This window comes from Pseudomonas kitaguniensis (assembly GCF_049199985.1).
GTDB lineage: Bacteria > Pseudomonadota > Gammaproteobacteria > Pseudomonadales > Pseudomonadaceae > Aquipseudomonas > Aquipseudomonas kitaguniensis.
In genome coordinates, this window is the sequence record NZ_JBLZPT010000012.1 from 16,913 (window position 1) to 31,984 (window position 15,072).

Genomic DNA, 15,072 nt, shown 5'->3' on the forward strand with positions numbered 1-15,072 from the left:
CTGTTCATCGGTCCAGCGAATAACCTGACCCCCCGTTTCGCTCACCCACTCACGAAACTTATTTGCGCAAAGCGTTAATCGGTGGATCTTGATACGTTTCATCAATCTCAATACCTGCCTCACGGGCTTGTTTTTCGAGTGCCAAACGTAATGCGTGATACTCATCAATTCGTTTTGGCAATAAGGCTTTCCAGTTAGCCCTGTCCTGCTTGTCGGAGATGCCGGCAACCCAGAACTCTCTTTCTGATTTGAACTCCAAAGTAATAAGATAGGTTCCCGTTTTATCCGGGTCATCTTTGGAGTCCCGGCGCCAGACCATTAAGTTAAGGTACTCATCGTTATGGTGAAAATACCAATTATACATAGGGCCCGACTTTAACCAATGGTCGATATCAATCTTATAGTCGGGATCTAACCATGGATGATTTAATACCGGGTGGCCCAATACTTCACCAGGAGCGTCTATCTTCGCAGCCTGCGAGCCAGAAATTCGCGGTTCTTCAGGAAGATAGAAACGCTGCCAGCCTGCCGCATTAATATCTTTGATAAGATTAATTATAAAATCTCTATTTTGCTCATGCGTACTATTGTCAGGCAACGCTCGCAAAGTAACACCAATATTTTCAATATACTCCCCAACCTCATCGTCTACTACTACTGTCACACCGGTTGCATGCTTAAAAGCCAGCTTACTGCCTGCGCTCTGTATAGTGACACTGGGAAGATTCTTTTCGTTTGCTGACCTTCTAATTTTATACCAACATAAACCTAGGTTTCCCATGCACTCTTTAGAAAATTTTACTGCACTATTAGCTATAGCTTCTTTGACCGGCGCATGAATAGCCAGCTCCACATCCAAATTATTAACTATCACTTTTGACTCACCGTCGTTACATCCGCTTAAAAAAATTAAGACGATTATAAACCAGAGCGACTTCATCGCGCATTCGCCCACTTAGAGATGGCGCGCATCTCGCCTTCCATGTAATCAGTTTTAGTCTGCATTAAAAAATCATACTGCGCTGCAATATCTGAAATAAAAACCATACGATCACTTTCATCATATAATTCCCCCTCGGTCATTCGAACTTTAAGCTCCGGTTGTTCGACATCGCAAGCAGCACTAAAAGCCGCAACCCTGACAGGGACAAAGGGTGCCCACTCAAATGATGCCTGCATTTCTAACGTCTCCTGAAAGCGTGGATGGTCGTAAATCAGGGGTTGCAAAATCAATCTTTGCTCGTGATCAGCTATAGAAATTAGAGATAAAAATCTCATTTTTAATTGTTGGGGTCCAGAAGGTAGCGTTTCTACTTTTTGAATTTCAATAAAAGCTTGTGTAATAAATTTCGTAACGCGCAAACCCTTCAATATCGGAAGCGCGTCATCCGCCCAAGGCAAACTTTCAACACTTGCCTTGATCTGCCCCTCAAAACTCCCCACATCACGTTCCGGTGCGCACTCTTCAAATTGATCCGGGTACTTACGATAAAACCAGTGCCATACAAAAATATCTTGAAATAGCCAGAAGTTACCTTCCCCTAAAAAATTCTTCCCAATACGCAACGCCGGCTGGGCCATCAGCGGCGTCATAAACAAATAAGGATCATTCGGAATAAAATCCAACCCGCACCTCACCTGCTTACTCGCAAACGCCGCCAGCCCCATCCAGTAAAATCGTCCCTTCAGCTCCGGCTTCCCGTCCTCGCCCTGCTCCAGATAAAAACTCGCATAGGCCGCCGCAATCCGCGCGGCACGCGCGCTGAAGTCGGCGACCAACTCGTAATTGTTGGACGTGGGAGAGCGCCGGTCACTCAAACGGCGGATGGCTTCTTCCTGGCCCATGGCCCAGAGTTTGTCGCAGCCCAGGACGACTTCGTGCACCGAGCCTTCCTGGGTGTTGGTGTTGAACGTAGTAATCGGTTGAGCGCTCATTTTTTTCTACTTGCCTCGTAGTCATCTGCACCGGCTGGCACGATCAATCCATCCCATAGCAGGTGGGCCTTGACCGGTTCTTCGGCGTCGGTTTTGACTCGCTTGGTCAGGCCGCTGGCGTCGCTTTTGACGAGTTGCGGTGCGGTTTCGGAGGGCAGGATAAGTGCCGTCTTGACGGACTTGATGGGTTTGCCACTGCGGGTGACGAATTTCAGTTGTTCGTTGTAATGCTCGCTGACTCGGGATTTGAGCAACCCGCCTGCGCGCGCCTGGTCGACGATCACGGGGATCAACGGGCCGAGAATATTCAGGCCTGAGCCAGTACCCGCGCCACCGCCTGAATTAACCAGCACTTGGGCACCACTGACGGTCACCCCACCCGCGTCGACTTTGATAAAACTCCCACCCGCCTTGGCCGTCAGCTCCATGCCTGCATCGAGGATGACTTTTTCGCCGGCGTGGTAGTGAATTTCCGTTCCTGCGTCCACAAACAGCGCGGTGCCTGCTTTTATATGCCGGGTTGCGCCGACGGTGAGGTGGTCATCTGCGCGCACTTCGGTCTTGCGATCCAGGGACGTGATGCGGTGTTCCTCGACCTTGAATTCGCTGAACACGTTGGCCTCGACCGTGTCGTGGCGCTCATTGCCCACGCGGATTTTTTGGTCGTGTTCGATGTTTTCATCCCAATCGCGCTGGGCGTGCAGGTAGATTTGCTCGGCGCCTTTTTTATCTTCGATACGCAGTTCGTTGTAGCCCTTGCCACCCGGCGAGCTGAGGGTTTTGAAGGTGCTGCGGGTTTTATGGGCCGGCAGGTCGTAGGGCACGCGGTTTTCTTTGTGGTAGAGGCAGCCGGTAATCAGCGGTTGGTCGGGGTCGCCTTCAAGGAAGGTGACCAGCACCTCCATGCCGATGCGTGGAATGGCGATGCCGCCGTAGGCGTTGCCGGCCCAGCCGGTGGCAACGCGTAGCCAGCAACTGGTGTGGGCATCGGCCTGGCCTTCGCGGTCCCAGTGAAATTGAACTTTGACGCGGCCGTAGGGGTCGCAGTGGATTCCTTCGCCGGCTGGCCCGGTGACAACAGCGGTCTGGCTGGGCATGCCCAGCGGTTTTTTATGCGCCAGCGCCGGGCGATAGTGCGCGTCCCACGGTGTGGCGAGGAAGCTGTTGCGGTAGCCCTGGTGAAAGTCATCCTTGTTATCAGTAACGTCGCTGGTGATGTTTTCGCCCAGCACTTGTGGTTGCTTGCCCTCGTGCAAAACCTCCAACAGCAGCCAGAGGTCGTTCCATTCAGTGCGCGGGTGCTCAGCAAGGCTGAGGAAGTGACCACTCATCAAGGTCGGTTCATCAGCTTTGCCTTCAACCAGGATGTAGTCGCTGCGATGGCGCTGCAGTGCGCGCGTCGCTAACTGCTTGCCGCGTGCGCCGTCGGTGAAACGGCCGGGGTAATCGTAGTCTTCAAGTTCGGGCGAGGCGTCGGTGCGGGCCGAGCCTTGAGGCAATTGGCGCGGTTTTTCAAAGTTGTAGTCCAGGCGGCTGACCTGGCTGGTACGGGTTTCCAGGCGCAGGCTGAAGCGTTTGACCACGGGCGTTTCAGCGGCCATGCCGGAGTCTTGCTGGTAATTCACCGGCGCCAGTTTGCGGAACACCGTTTGGTCATCACCGAACACCAGTTGGTGGCCGCTGGCGCTGTGCTGGAAATGAAAGTGAATACCTTCCTCTTCACACAGGCGCTGGATGAAATGCAGGTCGGATTCTTCGTACTGCACGCAGTAGTCGCGGTCCGGGTAGGTGGCGCCCAGTTGGAAACGGTAAGCGTCGGCCAAAATGCCGTGCGCTTCCAACACCTGGGCGATGATCTTCGGCACCGACAGTTGCTGGAAAATTCGCTGGTCTTGGCTGTGCTGCAAGTAGGCGAGTTGCGGTACCAGGCTGATGCTGTAGCGGGTCAGGGTTTTACCCGAATCGCCCTGCTCGATACGGTAGACCAGGCCGTGGATGATGCCTGCCCCGGTTGCGCCGAAGGTCAGGTGGCCGGGCGTGTGCAGCAGCTCTTCAAGTTTCAGGTCGGGGCGCGAGCTGACCAGTTCGATGTCGAAACAGAACGGCTGGTTGAGGGCTTCGCGCCCTACAAACCCGAGGACTTGCAGGTCGTCCGAAACACCCTCAAGGCTAAGAACAATGTGGGTGGCGTTTGCGTCCAGCATGCGTCGGATCCCTTCCTTTGAGTAAGCAGGGTCCGATAATGAAGCATTAAACTGCTCATCTCAACGAAAGTAGACGGCAACCAGACCTGGCCTACTTTCAGTTGGGAGGCTTCCCACACAGCGCACATCTGGCGGTTCGTCTCCGTCATTATTTTAGATAGAGACGCCCTGAGTAACATTCCTTCACACCGCTGCAACAAAACTGCTACAAAATACTTAGGCGACTACCTATCAACCGCCCGCCAGCCCGTATAAAGTCACCCCATCCATCAGGTGAACGGAACATCGACTGTGTCTAGTCTTTACTGCTGACACAAATAGACGCAATTACGCATTTTGTCTCAATTGCGCAGCCCAAGGCTCAGGCGCAGCATGTCCAGCCCTGCGTCCACCCAGCGTTCAGCCTCCTGATGCAGTTGAAAACTCTCGGGTACCAGCAGCCATTGGCCAATCAGCCCGTTGATATAGGCGTGCATGCACACCGCAGCACGGGCTGGGTCGAGATTTTCTGGAAGTTGCCCGCGATGGACCGCGTTACGCAATGTCAGACCGATACGCAGGTTGCATTCCAGGCTGTGAGTTTGGCGCTGGCGACGCATGTCACACATTTCATCGGTGAACTCGCACTTATGAAACAAAATCTCGTTGATGCGCCGGGTTTTCGGGTCCAGAGCAACTTGATGAAACAAATGAATCAGCAGCTTACGCATGCAGCCAAGCGGGTCGACTTCATCCTCGCTCTCACTCGCCCGGGCCAATTCATCCAGGGGTTCGTGCAGCGTGTCGAGCAGTGCCTGCAACAAATCGGACTTATTGCTGAAATGCCAATAAATAGCGCCGCGCGTCACACCGGCCAACGCGGCGATGTCCGCCAGCGTGGTCCGCGCGACCCCGCGGTCATAAAAAGCCTGCTCGGCGGCGTCGAGAATCTGGCTGCGCGTTTCCTGAGCTTCCTCTTTGGTACGACGAACCATGGCAGTAAAACCTCAATCAGGACACTGTGGATGGTGCTGGACCATCATCTGAATAATTGTGGGACGACACCGTCATGGGCGCCGAACTTACTAAAATCGAGGCTTTGGGCATTGCTTTGTCTACATTGCGCAAAACCTGTCAAGAGTTTACAAACAACCATGAACGTAAGTATATTGCGTAGCAAGCTACTTATCCACTCACGGCTTGTTTTTTACCCTTCCACACTTCTTGTGCGCACTCTGCGCGCCTGACCCGAGGATCTTCATGCAACTTAAGCCAGCTGTTACCGCTCTGGTCACTGCCGTCGCCCTGGCATCGCTGCTCAGCGGATGTAAAAAGGAAGAAGCGGCTCCGCCCGCCCAAACCCCTCAGGTCGGCGTGGTCACCATTCAACCGCAAGCCTTCACCCTGACCTCCGAGCTGCCGGGGCGCACCACCGCCTACCGCATCGCGGAAGTCCGGCCGCAGGTCAACGGCATCATTCTCAAGCGCCTGTTCAAAGAAGGCGCCGATGTGAAGGAAGGCCAGCAGCTTTATCAGATCGACCCGTCGGTGTATGAAGCGACCCTGAAAAGCTCACAAGCGACGCTGACCCAGACCAAATCGATTACCGACCGCTACAAGCAGTTGGTCGATGAGCAAGCCGTGAGCCGTCAGGAATACGACACCGCCGTCGCTAACCGCATGACCGCCGAAGCCAACGTTCAAACTGCTCAAATCAACGTGCGTTACACCAAGGTGTACGCGCCGATTTCCGGGCGTATTGGCCGTTCGTCGGTCACCGAAGGCGCGCTGGTCAGCAACGGCCAGACCGATTCCATGGCGGTGATCCAGCAACTGGACCCGATCTACGTCGACGTCACGCAGTCCTCGGCTGAAATGCTCAAACTGCGCCGTGACCTGGCAAGCGGCCAACTGGAGAAAGCCGGCGCCAACGCAGCCAAGGTCAAACTGACCCTGGAAGACGGCACGGACTACGGCCAGGACGGCAAGCTGGAGTTCTCTGAAGTGTCGGTCGACCAGACCACTGGCTCCGTGACCCTGCGCGCCGTGTTCCCCAACCCTGACCACACCCTGCTGCCGGGCATGTTCGTGCACGCCCAGTTGCAAGCCGGTGTGAACAGCAAGGCGATCCTGGCGCCGCAACAAGGCGTGACCCGCGACCTCAAGGGCACACCCACGGCGCTGATCGTCAACGCCGACAACAAGGTAGAACAGCGTGAACTGGTGGCCAACCGTACTTACGGCGCCTACTGGCTGGTGGAAAAAGGCTTGAACGCCGGTGACCGTGTGATCACCGAAGGCTTGCAGTACGTCAAGCCTGGCGCCCAGGTCACAGTCAAGGATGCTGCGAACGCCAAGCCTGCCGATACCGCTGCTCCTGCTGCCGCTGCCGCTCCTGGCAAAGGGGAGTAACCCATGTCGAAATTTTTTATCGACCGTCCCATTTTCGCCTGGGTAATTGCCCTGGTGATCATGCTGGTCGGGGCACTCTCGATCCTGAAGCTGCCGATCAACCAATACCCGGCCATTGCGCCAACCGCCATCGACATCCAGGTGACCTACCCAGGCGCGTCCGCACAAACCGTGCAGGACACTGTGGTGCAGGTGATCGAGCAACAGCTCAACGGTATCGATAACCTGCGTTATGTTTCCTCGGACAGTAACTCCGACGGCAGCATGACCATCACCGTGACGTTCAACCAGGGTACCAACCCGGACATCGCCCAGGTTCAGGTGCAGAACAAGCTGAACCTGGCGACCCCGCTGCTGCCGCAAGAAGTGCAGCAGCAGGGCATCCGCGTGACCAAGTCGGTGAAGAACTTCCTGATGGTGATTGGTCTGGTGTCGGAAGACGGCAGCATGACCAAGGACGACCTGTCCAACTACATCGTGTCGAACATTCAGGACCCGATCTCGCGGACAGCGGGTGTAGGTGACTTCCAGGTCTTCGGTTCGCAGTACGCCATGCGTATCTGGCTCGACCCGGCCAAGCTGAACAATTACCAACTGACGCCCGTTGATGTGAGCTCGGCGATCTCCGCGCAGAACGTGCAGGTAGCGACCGGCCAATTGGGCGGTTTGCCTGCCCTGCCCGGCACGCAGTTGAACGCCACCATCATCGGCAAGACCCGCCTGCAAACAGCCGAACAGTTCGGCAACATCCTGATGAAGGTCAATACCGACGGCTCGCAGGTTCGCCTCAAAGACGTCGCGCGTATTGAACTGGGCGGCCAGACCTACAGCATCAGCGCGCAGTTCAACGGCAACCCGGCTTCCGGTATGGCGATCAAGCTGGCCTCCGGTGCCAACGCCCTGGACACCGCCAAAGCCATTCGCGAAACCGTGAAATCGCTGGAACCGTTCTTTCCGCCAGGCATGAAGGCAGTAGTGCCGTATGACACCACGCCGGTGGTCACCGAATCGATCTCTGGTGTAGTGCACACCCTGATCGAAGCGATCGTGCTGGTGTTCCTGGTGATGTTCCTGTTCCTGCAGAACTTCCGTGCCACCATCATCACCACCATGACCGTTCCGGTGGTATTGCTGGGTACATTCGGGATTCTGGCCGCGTTCGGTTTCACCATTAACACCCTGACCATGTTCGGCATGATTTTGGCCATCGGCTTGCTGGTGGACGATGCCATCGTGGTGGTGGAAAACGTCGAACGGGTAATGGCTGAGGAACACCTGTCGCCGAAAGAGGCGACGGTCAAATCCATGGGCCAGATTCAGGGCGCCCTGGTGGGTATTGCCCTGGTACTGTCGGCGGTACTGCTGCCGATGGCATTCTTCGGTGGTTCCACCGGTGTGATCTACAAACAGTTCTCCATCACCATCGTTTCGGCCATGGCGCTGTCGGTACTGGTTGCGCTGATCTTCACCCCGGCCTTGTGCGCCACCATGCTCAAGCCGATCGACCCTGAAAAACACGGCCAACCCAAGCGTGGTTTCTTCGGCTGGTTCAACCGCACCTTCGACCGTGGCGTACTCAGCTACGAGCGCGGCGTGGGCAACATGATCAAGCACAAGATCCCGGCGTTTTTGGTGTACCTGCTGATCTTCGCCGGCATGATCTGGCTGTTCATGCGGATCCCGGCGGCGTTCCTGCCCGATGAAGACCAGGGCGTGATTTTTGCCCAGGTGCAGACGCCGGTGGGTTCGACGGCTGAGCGTACGCAAAAAGTCATCGACGACATGCGTATCTACCTGCTCAATGACAAGGAAGGCGAGCCAGGTGAAGGCAAGGGCGTGAAATCGGTGTTTACCGTGAACGGCTTTAACTTCGCCGGCCGTGGCCAGAGTTCCGGCCTGGCATTCGTGATGCTCAAGTCGTGGGATGAACGTGACGCCTCGACGTCGGTATTTGAGATTGCCAAGCGTGCGCAAGGCTACTTCATGCAGACGTTCAAGGACGCCATGGTGTTTGCCATCGTGCCGCCGTCGGTACTGGAGTTGGGTAACGCCACCGGTTTCGACGTGTTCCTGCAAGACCAGGGCGGTGTCGGCCATGACAAGCTGATGGAAGCACGTAACCAGTTCCTCGGCATGGCCTCGCAGAGCAAAATCCTCGCCGGCGTGCGCCCTAACGGGGTGAACGATGAGCCGCAGTACGAGCTCACCGTCGATGACGAAAAGGCCAGTGCGCAGGGCATTACGCTGTCGAACATCAACCAGACCCTGGCGATTGCCCTGGGTGGCAGCTACGTCAACGACTTCATCGACCGTGGTCGGGTGAAGAAGGTTTACGTACAGGGTGAAGCCGCCAGCCGCATGTCGCCCGAAGACCTGAACAAATGGTACGTGCGCAGCGACTCCGGGAAGATGGTGCCGTTGTCGGCCATCGCCTCCGGCAAGTGGATCTTCGGCTCGCCCAAGCTCTCGCGGTATAACGGTGTAGCGGCGATGGAAATCCTCGGTACGCCGGCGCCGGGCTACAGTACCGGTGACGCCATGGCCGAAGTCGAACGTCTCGCCAAACAATTGCCGGCGGGTGTCGGTTACGCCTGGACGGGCCTGTCGTACGAAGAACGTTTGTCCGGTTCTCAGGCGCCTGCGCTGTACGCCTTGTCGCTGTTGGTGGTGTTCCTCTGCCTGGCAGCGCTGTACGAAAGCTGGTCGATCCCGATCGCTGTCGTGTTGGTGGTGCCACTTGGGGTTGTCGGTGCGTTGATCGCTACCAGCATGCGTGGCCTGTCCAACGACGTGTTCTTCCAGGTGGGCTTGTTGGTGACGGTGGGCCTGGCGGCGAAAAACGCCATTCTGATTGTCGAGTTCGCCAAGGAGCTGCATGAGCAAGGCAAAGGCGTCGTCGAGGCGGCCATCGAGGCGTCCCGCATGCGTTTGCGGCCGATCATCATGACCTCCATGGCGTTCATCCTCGGCGTATTGCCACTGGCGATCTCGTCGGGTGCCGGCTCAGGCAGCCAACACGCAATCGGTACTGGCGTGATTGGCGGTATGATCACCGCCACCGTCCTGGCGATCTTCTGGGTGCCACTGTTCTTCGCAACCGTGTCGTCGATTGGCGCGCGTAAAAAGACGGTGACTACTGAAACTCCTAAAGAGGCTGGCCAATGAGCAAGTCGCTACTTTCCCTAGCCGTCACCGCCTTCGTGCTCAGTGGCTGCTCGCTGATACCTGACTATCAGCGCCCCGAGGCGCCGGTGGCTGCCCAGTTCCCGCAGGGGCCGGCGTATTCGTCGGCCCAGGCGCCGGGCCAGGCCGCTGCCGAACAGGGCTGGAAGCAGTTTTTCCATGACCCTGCCCTGCAACAGCTGATCCAGACCGCACTGGTGAACAACCGTGACCTGCGTGTTGCGGCCTTGAACATCGACGCTTACGCGGCGCAGTACCAGATCCAGCGCGCCGACCTGTTCCCGGCAGTCTCGGCCACCGGCAGCGGCACCCGTTCGCGCACCCCGGCCAGGCTGTCGCAGACCGGCGAAGCAACTATCGGTAGCCAATATTCGGCCGGTTTGGGGATCAGCTCGTACGAGCTGGACCTGTTCGGCCGCGTGCGCAGCCTGAGTGAAGAAGCGCTGCAAAAGTACTTCGCCACTGAAGAAGCGCGTCGCAGCACCCAGATCAGCCTGGTGGCCAGTGTGGCCAACGCCTACCTGACCTGGCAGGCCGACAAGGAACTGCTCAAGCTGACCCAAGACACCTTGGGCGCCTACGAGCAGAGCTTCAAACTGACCTCGCGCAGCAACGAAGTCGGCGTGGCCTCGGCCCTCGACCTCAGCCAGGCGCGTACCTCGGTAGAAAACGCCCGCGTGGCACTGGCGCGTTATACGCGCCAGGTGGCGCAGGACGAAAACAGCCTGACGCTGCTGCTGGGTACCGGCCTGCCGGCGAATATCGCCAGCAAGCCGCTGGCCGATGACCTGCTCAGCGAAGTCCCTGCCGGGTTGCCTTCGGACCTGCTGCAACGTCGTCCCGACATTGTGCAGGCCGAGTACAACCTCAAAGCCGCCAACGCCAATATCGGCGCTGCGCGTGCAGCGTTCTTCCCGAGCATCAGCCTGACTGCCAGCGCCGGTACTGCCAGCCCAAACTTGGGCGGCCTGTTCAAAGGCGGTTCGGGTACCTGGTCGTTTGCTCCGCAGATCAACATCCCGATCTTCAATGCCGGTAGCCTGCGCGCAAGCCTGGACTACTCGAAGATCCAGAAAGAGATCAACGTGGCGAACTACGAGAAGGCGATCCAGACCGGCTTCCAGGAAGTTTCCGACGGCCTCGCCGCGCGTGAAACCTACAAGCAGCAGTTGGACGCCCAGCGCGGCTTCGTCGCAGCCAACCAGGATTACTACCGCCTGGCCGAGCGCCGCTACCGCATTGGTGTCGACAGCAACCTGACGTTCCTCGACGCCCAGCGCCAACTGTTCAGTGCCCAGCAATCGCTGATCACCGACCGTCTGGCGCAGTTGACCGCAGAGGTCAACCTGTACAAGGCCCTCGGCGGTGGCTGGAACGAGCAGACCACGCAGCACGAGCCGTTGAAAGAACAGGCTCCGCCGCTGAAGTTGTTCTGATCGTAGCGCTGTAAAACAAACCGCTTCCCTCACCGGAAGCGGTTTTTTTATGCGCGCTGATTACCGGAACACCTGAAGCTGTTGGGCCGAGCGCAGCACAAATTCGTTCGATCATCGCCCACAACCCGCCCTGCCCCACTTTCATCGCGCCTGCAGCGCCGCGCACCATGGCCCGCACCTGCATAACCCCAATAACAATAGGTTCAACGCCATGAACACCTTGCACCCGCGCCAACTGTTGCTGGCCACCGCCGTCGCCAGTTTTGCCTTGCCCGTCATTGCCGAAGAACACGGCTTTCTTGAAGACGCCAGCGCCACTCTCAACCTGCGCAATTTCTTCTTCAACCGCAATTACACCAACCCGACCAAGGCCCAGGGCGGCGCGCAGGAGTGGACGCAAAGTTTCATCCTGGATGCCAAGTCCGGTTTCACTCAGGGCACGCTAGGGTTCGGTGTGGATGTGCTGGGCCTGTATTCGTTGAAGCTCGATGGCGGGCGCGGCACGGGCGGTACACAGTTACTGCCGCTGGACCACGACGGTCGCCCTGCCGATGAATTCGGGCGCTTGGGCGTGGCGTTCAAGGCGCGTATGTCCAAGACCGACGTCAAGGTCGGCGAATGGATGCCGGTGCTGCCCATTCTGCGTTCGGACGATGGCCGCTCCTTGCCGCAAACCCTGCGCGGCGGGCAAATCACCTCCAGGGAAATTGCCGGCCTGACCCTTTATGGCGGTCAGTTTCGCGCCAACAGCCCACGCGACGACAGCAGCATGAACGAGCTGTCGATGTTCGGTAAACCCGCGTTTACCTCCGACCGCTTTAACTTCCAGGGTGGCGAATACGCGTTCAACGACAAGCGCACCCAAATCGGCTTGTGGAATGCCCAGCTCAAGGACATCTACCGCCAGCAGTTCGTCAACCTGATCCACAGCCAGCCCGTGGGCGACTGGACCTTGGGCGCCAACCTCGGGTTCTTTTACGGCACGGACGACGGCAGCGCCCGCGCCGGCAGCCTGGACAACAAGACCTGGTCCGGCCTGTTTTCCGCCAAGTACGGCGGCAACACCTTCTATGTCGGCCTGCAAAAGCTCACCGGCAACAGCGCGTGGATGCGCGTTAACGGCACCAGCGGCGGCACCTTGGCCAACGACAGTTACAATTCCAGCTACGACAACGCCGAGGAAAAATCCTGGCAAGTGCGCCACGACTACAACTTCGCCGCCCTCGGCGTCCCCGGCCTGACGCTGATGAACCGCTATATCAGCGGCAGCAACGTGCACACGGGCACCGTCACCGACGGCAAGGAATGGGGCCGCGAGAGTGAATTGGGCTACACGGTGCAGAGCGGCGCGCTGAAGAATTTAACCGTGCGCTTGCGCAATTCGAGCATGCGCCGCGACTACAGCAACAATGAATTCGATGAAAACCGCTTGATCGTCAGCTACCCCGTCAGCCTGCTGTAAACGGCCAGATCAACAGCGCTTTTGTGGCAGCGGGCTTGCTCGCGATGGCATCAACCCGGTGTGCCTGATGGGCCAAGGTGCCCGCATCGCGAGCACGCCCGCTGCCACAGTTGAACGCGTTCGGTCTCAGATAAAGCCCAGAAACAAACCTAAACCTGCGCCTTTAAGACTATCGGCACGCTTTAGCCGTGAAGGCGGGCACGATCATGCTGTATTGTTCTCGCGCCTTTCGGTCGGCGCAGGGAGCTCATCGACGCGGATCAACCTTTCTTAGCCCAGGCCGCCATGAACTACCTCATTGTCATTCTGTCGATCCTGCTCAGCGGCTGCATCGGCGCGCCCATCGCCCTGACAGCGCAGACCGAACAACGCCTGCAGGCCCAAGCACCGATCCGGTTTCTATTGACCTTCGATGACGGTCCCAGCGCGTCAGGCTACAACAACCCAACACGTTCGGTGGTCGCCGACCTGGCGCACAACCCGGTATTGCCGGGCATCAAGGCGGTGTTCTTCGTGCAGACTGAAGGCTCGCGTTCCGGCGGCAGCCCTCGCGGCCAAAAGACCCTGCAGCGTGAATACGCCGCTGGCCATATCCTCGCCTTCCACACCGCCACGGCGTTTCACACCAACCACCGCTGGCTGAATGACGCCGAGCTGGAACGCACGCTCACCGTGGGTGCAGCGCATATTGCCGCGATCACCGGCACCTCGCCTGTGCTGGTGCGCCCACCCTTCTGGAACTACGACAAGCGCACCTTCGCCGCTTACCAGCGCCACGGCATGCAGGTGCTGCTCACCGACCTGAGTGCGAATGACGGCAAAATCTGGGGTTTCAACGGCAGCCCGCGGCGCCGCGCCAATTTGTATCGGCAACTGTCGGTGGTCCGCGAGCACATCGCGCTGGGCGAGTTGCCGACGGTGGATGGCGTGATACCGGTGGTGGTGACCTTCCACGACATCAACCGCTACACCGCGCGGCATTTACAGGAATACCTGCAAATCCTGATGGACAGCGCCCGCATCAACGGCATCAAAACCGCCACCGAACCGTTCTACACCGACCACGCCGCACTGGAGCGCGCGGCGCTGGCGCGCACGGTGAAGGATGTGAATGAACCGGTGCATCTGCCGGGTGTGTGGAACTGGGTGTGGGATGCCGACTCGCGCTAAGCCCTATTCGCGGGACTCAACACCCAGCTCGTCCCACACTGACTCGGCGAGGTGAAACGTCGCGTTCGCCGCCGGAATCCCGCAGTAAATCGCGCTTTGCATCAGCACTTCCTTGATCTCGGCGCGGGTTACGCCATTGCTGGCGGCCGCACGCAGGTGCAGCTTGAGTTCTTCGCTGCGGTTCATCCCGATCAGCATGGCGATGGTGATCAGGCTGCGGGTATGCCGAGGCAGGCCGGGGCGGGTCCAGATGTCACCCCAGGCGTGGCGGGTGATCATTTCCTGAAACTCGCTATTGAACTCGGTCAGGGCATTCAGGCTGCGGTCGACATGCGCGTCGCCCAGCACTTCGCGGCGCACTTGCAGGCCGTCGGCATAACGTTGTTTCTCGTCCACAAAAACTCCTTAACAAACCGGGCAACAAAAAAACCGGAACAACCTTGTGGCGAGCAAGCCCCTCGCCACAGGTTCAGGCGGGTCAACGCGCCAGCAAAAACTCCAGCACGCGCTGGCTGAACGCAGCGCCGGCCTGGACGCTCGACAAGTGCGCCGCATAAAACTCAGCGTACTCGGCGCCCTGCACTTGAGCCTGAATAAGGTGGCTACCGGAGGGCGGCGTGACCGCGTCTTCACTGCCGGCGATCACCAGGGTCGGCGCTTTGATCGATGACAATTGCTCGCGGAAATCCGCGTCGCGTACCGCTGCGCAGTTGGCCGCATAGCCTTGGGGATTTGTGGCCGCGAGCATGTCGGTAATCTGCTTGGCCTGATGCGGATTCGCCGCAGCGAAATCGGCGGTGAACCAGCGCGCAATCGACGCATCGCGCAGTGCGACCATGGCGGCCGCGCCGTCGCGCAGAACCGTTTCAATGCGCGGGTTCCAGACCTCGGGCGTGCCGATTTTGGCAGCGCTGTTGCAGATCACCAGCCGGTGCAGGCGCTCACCCGCGTTGATGCCCAGCCATTGGCCGATCAAGCCGCCCATGGACAGCCCGCAAAAATGCGCACGCTGAATGCCCAAGGCATCCAGCAGCGCGATCACGTCATACCCGAGTTGCTCAATGCTGTACGGCCCGTCGGTCACCAAGGATTTGCCGTGGCCACGGGTGTCGAACCGCAGCACGCGAAAATGCTCGGTGAAGGCCGGGATCTGGATGTCCCACATATGCAAGTCAGTGCCCAACGAGTTGGACAGCACCAACACTGGCGCATCCACAGGCCCATTCAGTTGGTAGTGCAGTTCGCCCTCGGCGAGTTGTATAAATGCCACAGCGGTCTCCTTTTGGCGTCA

At 58.3% G+C, this 15,072-nt stretch carries 11 protein-coding genes; 5 read left to right on the forward strand and 6 right to left on the reverse strand.

Going from position 1 to position 15,072, the window contains the following annotated elements; translation table 11 throughout:
• Positions 1-58 precede the first annotated feature (58 nt).
• From ACOZK9_RS16055 to ACOZK9_RS16070, 4 genes are all read right to left on the reverse strand, one after another.
• Positions 59-940: a hypothetical protein gene (locus ACOZK9_RS16055; RefSeq protein WP_152747664.1), complete on the reverse strand. Its 882-nt coding sequence runs from the start codon at positions 938-940 to the stop codon at positions 59-61.
• Positions 937-1,935, reverse strand: coding sequence for a DUF2515 family protein (locus ACOZK9_RS16060; protein ID WP_421556189.1), 999 nt, complete (start codon positions 1,933-1,935; stop codon positions 937-939). The genes ACOZK9_RS16055 and ACOZK9_RS16060 overlap by 4 nt, the downstream gene beginning before the upstream one ends.
• Positions 1,932-4,139, reverse strand: a complete 2,208-nt coding sequence (locus ACOZK9_RS16065) for a type VI secretion system Vgr family protein (RefSeq protein ID WP_421556190.1) — start codon at positions 4,137-4,139, stop codon at positions 1,932-1,934. The genes ACOZK9_RS16060 and ACOZK9_RS16065 overlap by 4 nt, the downstream gene beginning before the upstream one ends.
• A 341-nt stretch (positions 4,140-4,480) precedes the next feature.
• Positions 4,481-5,113 (reverse strand): TetR family transcriptional regulator, encoded by a 633-nt coding sequence (locus ACOZK9_RS16070; RefSeq protein WP_421556191.1) that lies wholly within the window; start codon positions 5,111-5,113, stop codon positions 4,481-4,483.
• Positions 5,114-5,378: 265 nt separating this feature from the next.
• Between ACOZK9_RS16070 and ACOZK9_RS16075 the strand changes: the two genes are divergently transcribed.
• The 5 genes from ACOZK9_RS16075 (at position 5,379) to ACOZK9_RS16095 (ending at position 13,781) form a co-directional block, all read left to right on the forward strand.
• On the forward strand, positions 5,379-6,530 hold the full coding sequence (locus ACOZK9_RS16075) for an efflux RND transporter periplasmic adaptor subunit (protein ID WP_058413586.1): 1,152 nt from the start codon (positions 5,379-5,381) through the stop codon (positions 6,528-6,530).
• A 3-nt stretch (positions 6,531-6,533) separates the two neighbouring features.
• Positions 6,534-9,695, forward strand: coding sequence for an efflux RND transporter permease subunit (locus ACOZK9_RS16080; protein ID WP_058413587.1), 3,162 nt, complete (start codon positions 6,534-6,536; stop codon positions 9,693-9,695).
• A complete protein-coding gene (gene adeC / locus ACOZK9_RS16085; RefSeq protein ID WP_058413588.1) occupies positions 9,692-11,149 on the forward strand; it encodes an AdeC/AdeK/OprM family multidrug efflux complex outer membrane factor in 1,458 nt (485 codons plus the stop codon). The genes ACOZK9_RS16080 and adeC overlap by 4 nt, the downstream gene beginning before the upstream one ends.
• 211 nt (positions 11,150-11,360) lie before the next feature.
• Positions 11,361-12,611, forward strand: a complete 1,251-nt coding sequence (locus tag ACOZK9_RS16090) for an OprD family porin (RefSeq protein ID WP_421556192.1) — start codon at positions 11,361-11,363, stop codon at positions 12,609-12,611.
• A 285-nt stretch (positions 12,612-12,896) separates the two neighbouring features.
• On the forward strand, positions 12,897-13,781 hold the full coding sequence (locus ACOZK9_RS16095) for a polysaccharide deacetylase family protein (protein WP_421556193.1): 885 nt from the start codon (positions 12,897-12,899) through the stop codon (positions 13,779-13,781).
• 3 nt (positions 13,782-13,784) lie between these two features.
• Here the strand turns inward: ACOZK9_RS16095 and pcaC are convergent, their stop codons facing one another.
• Together pcaC and pcaD are read right to left on the reverse strand one after the other, a co-directional pair.
• Positions 13,785-14,177 (reverse strand): 4-carboxymuconolactone decarboxylase, encoded by a 393-nt coding sequence (gene pcaC, locus ACOZK9_RS16100; RefSeq protein ID WP_024073913.1) that lies wholly within the window; start codon positions 14,175-14,177, stop codon positions 13,785-13,787.
• Between the two features lie 82 nt (positions 14,178-14,259).
• Positions 14,260-15,051 (reverse strand): 3-oxoadipate enol-lactonase, encoded by a 792-nt coding sequence (pcaD, locus tag ACOZK9_RS16105; RefSeq protein WP_421556194.1) that lies wholly within the window; start codon positions 15,049-15,051, stop codon positions 14,260-14,262.
• Positions 15,052-15,072 lie beyond the last annotated feature (21 nt).

What these genes read in the sequence shown, in the direction of transcription:
- ACOZK9_RS16065 (WP_421556190.1), bottom strand. Translation starts at nt 4,139, where the DNA reads ATGCTGGACGCAAACGCCACCCACATTGTTCTTAGCCTTGAGGGTGTT.
- ACOZK9_RS16080 (WP_058413587.1), top strand. Translation starts at nt 6,534, where the DNA reads ATGTCGAAATTTTTTATCGACCGTCCCATTTTCGCCTGGGTAATTGCC.
- adeC (WP_058413588.1), top strand. Translation starts at nt 9,692, where the DNA reads ATGAGCAAGTCGCTACTTTCCCTAGCCGTCACCGCCTTCGTGCTCAGT.
- ACOZK9_RS16075 (WP_058413586.1), top strand. Translation starts at nt 5,379, where the DNA reads ATGCAACTTAAGCCAGCTGTTACCGCTCTGGTCACTGCCGTCGCCCTG.
- ACOZK9_RS16090 (WP_421556192.1), top strand. Translation starts at nt 11,361, where the DNA reads ATGAACACCTTGCACCCGCGCCAACTGTTGCTGGCCACCGCCGTCGCC.
- ACOZK9_RS16060 (WP_421556189.1), bottom strand. Translation starts at nt 1,935, where the DNA reads ATGAGCGCTCAACCGATTACTACGTTCAACACCAACACCCAGGAAGGC.
- ACOZK9_RS16055 (WP_152747664.1), bottom strand. Translation starts at nt 940, where the DNA reads ATGAAGTCGCTCTGGTTTATAATCGTCTTAATTTTTTTAAGCGGATGT.
- ACOZK9_RS16070 (WP_421556191.1), bottom strand. Translation starts at nt 5,113, where the DNA reads ATGGTTCGTCGTACCAAAGAGGAAGCTCAGGAAACGCGCAGCCAGATT.
- ACOZK9_RS16095 (WP_421556193.1), top strand. Translation starts at nt 12,897, where the DNA reads ATGAACTACCTCATTGTCATTCTGTCGATCCTGCTCAGCGGCTGCATC.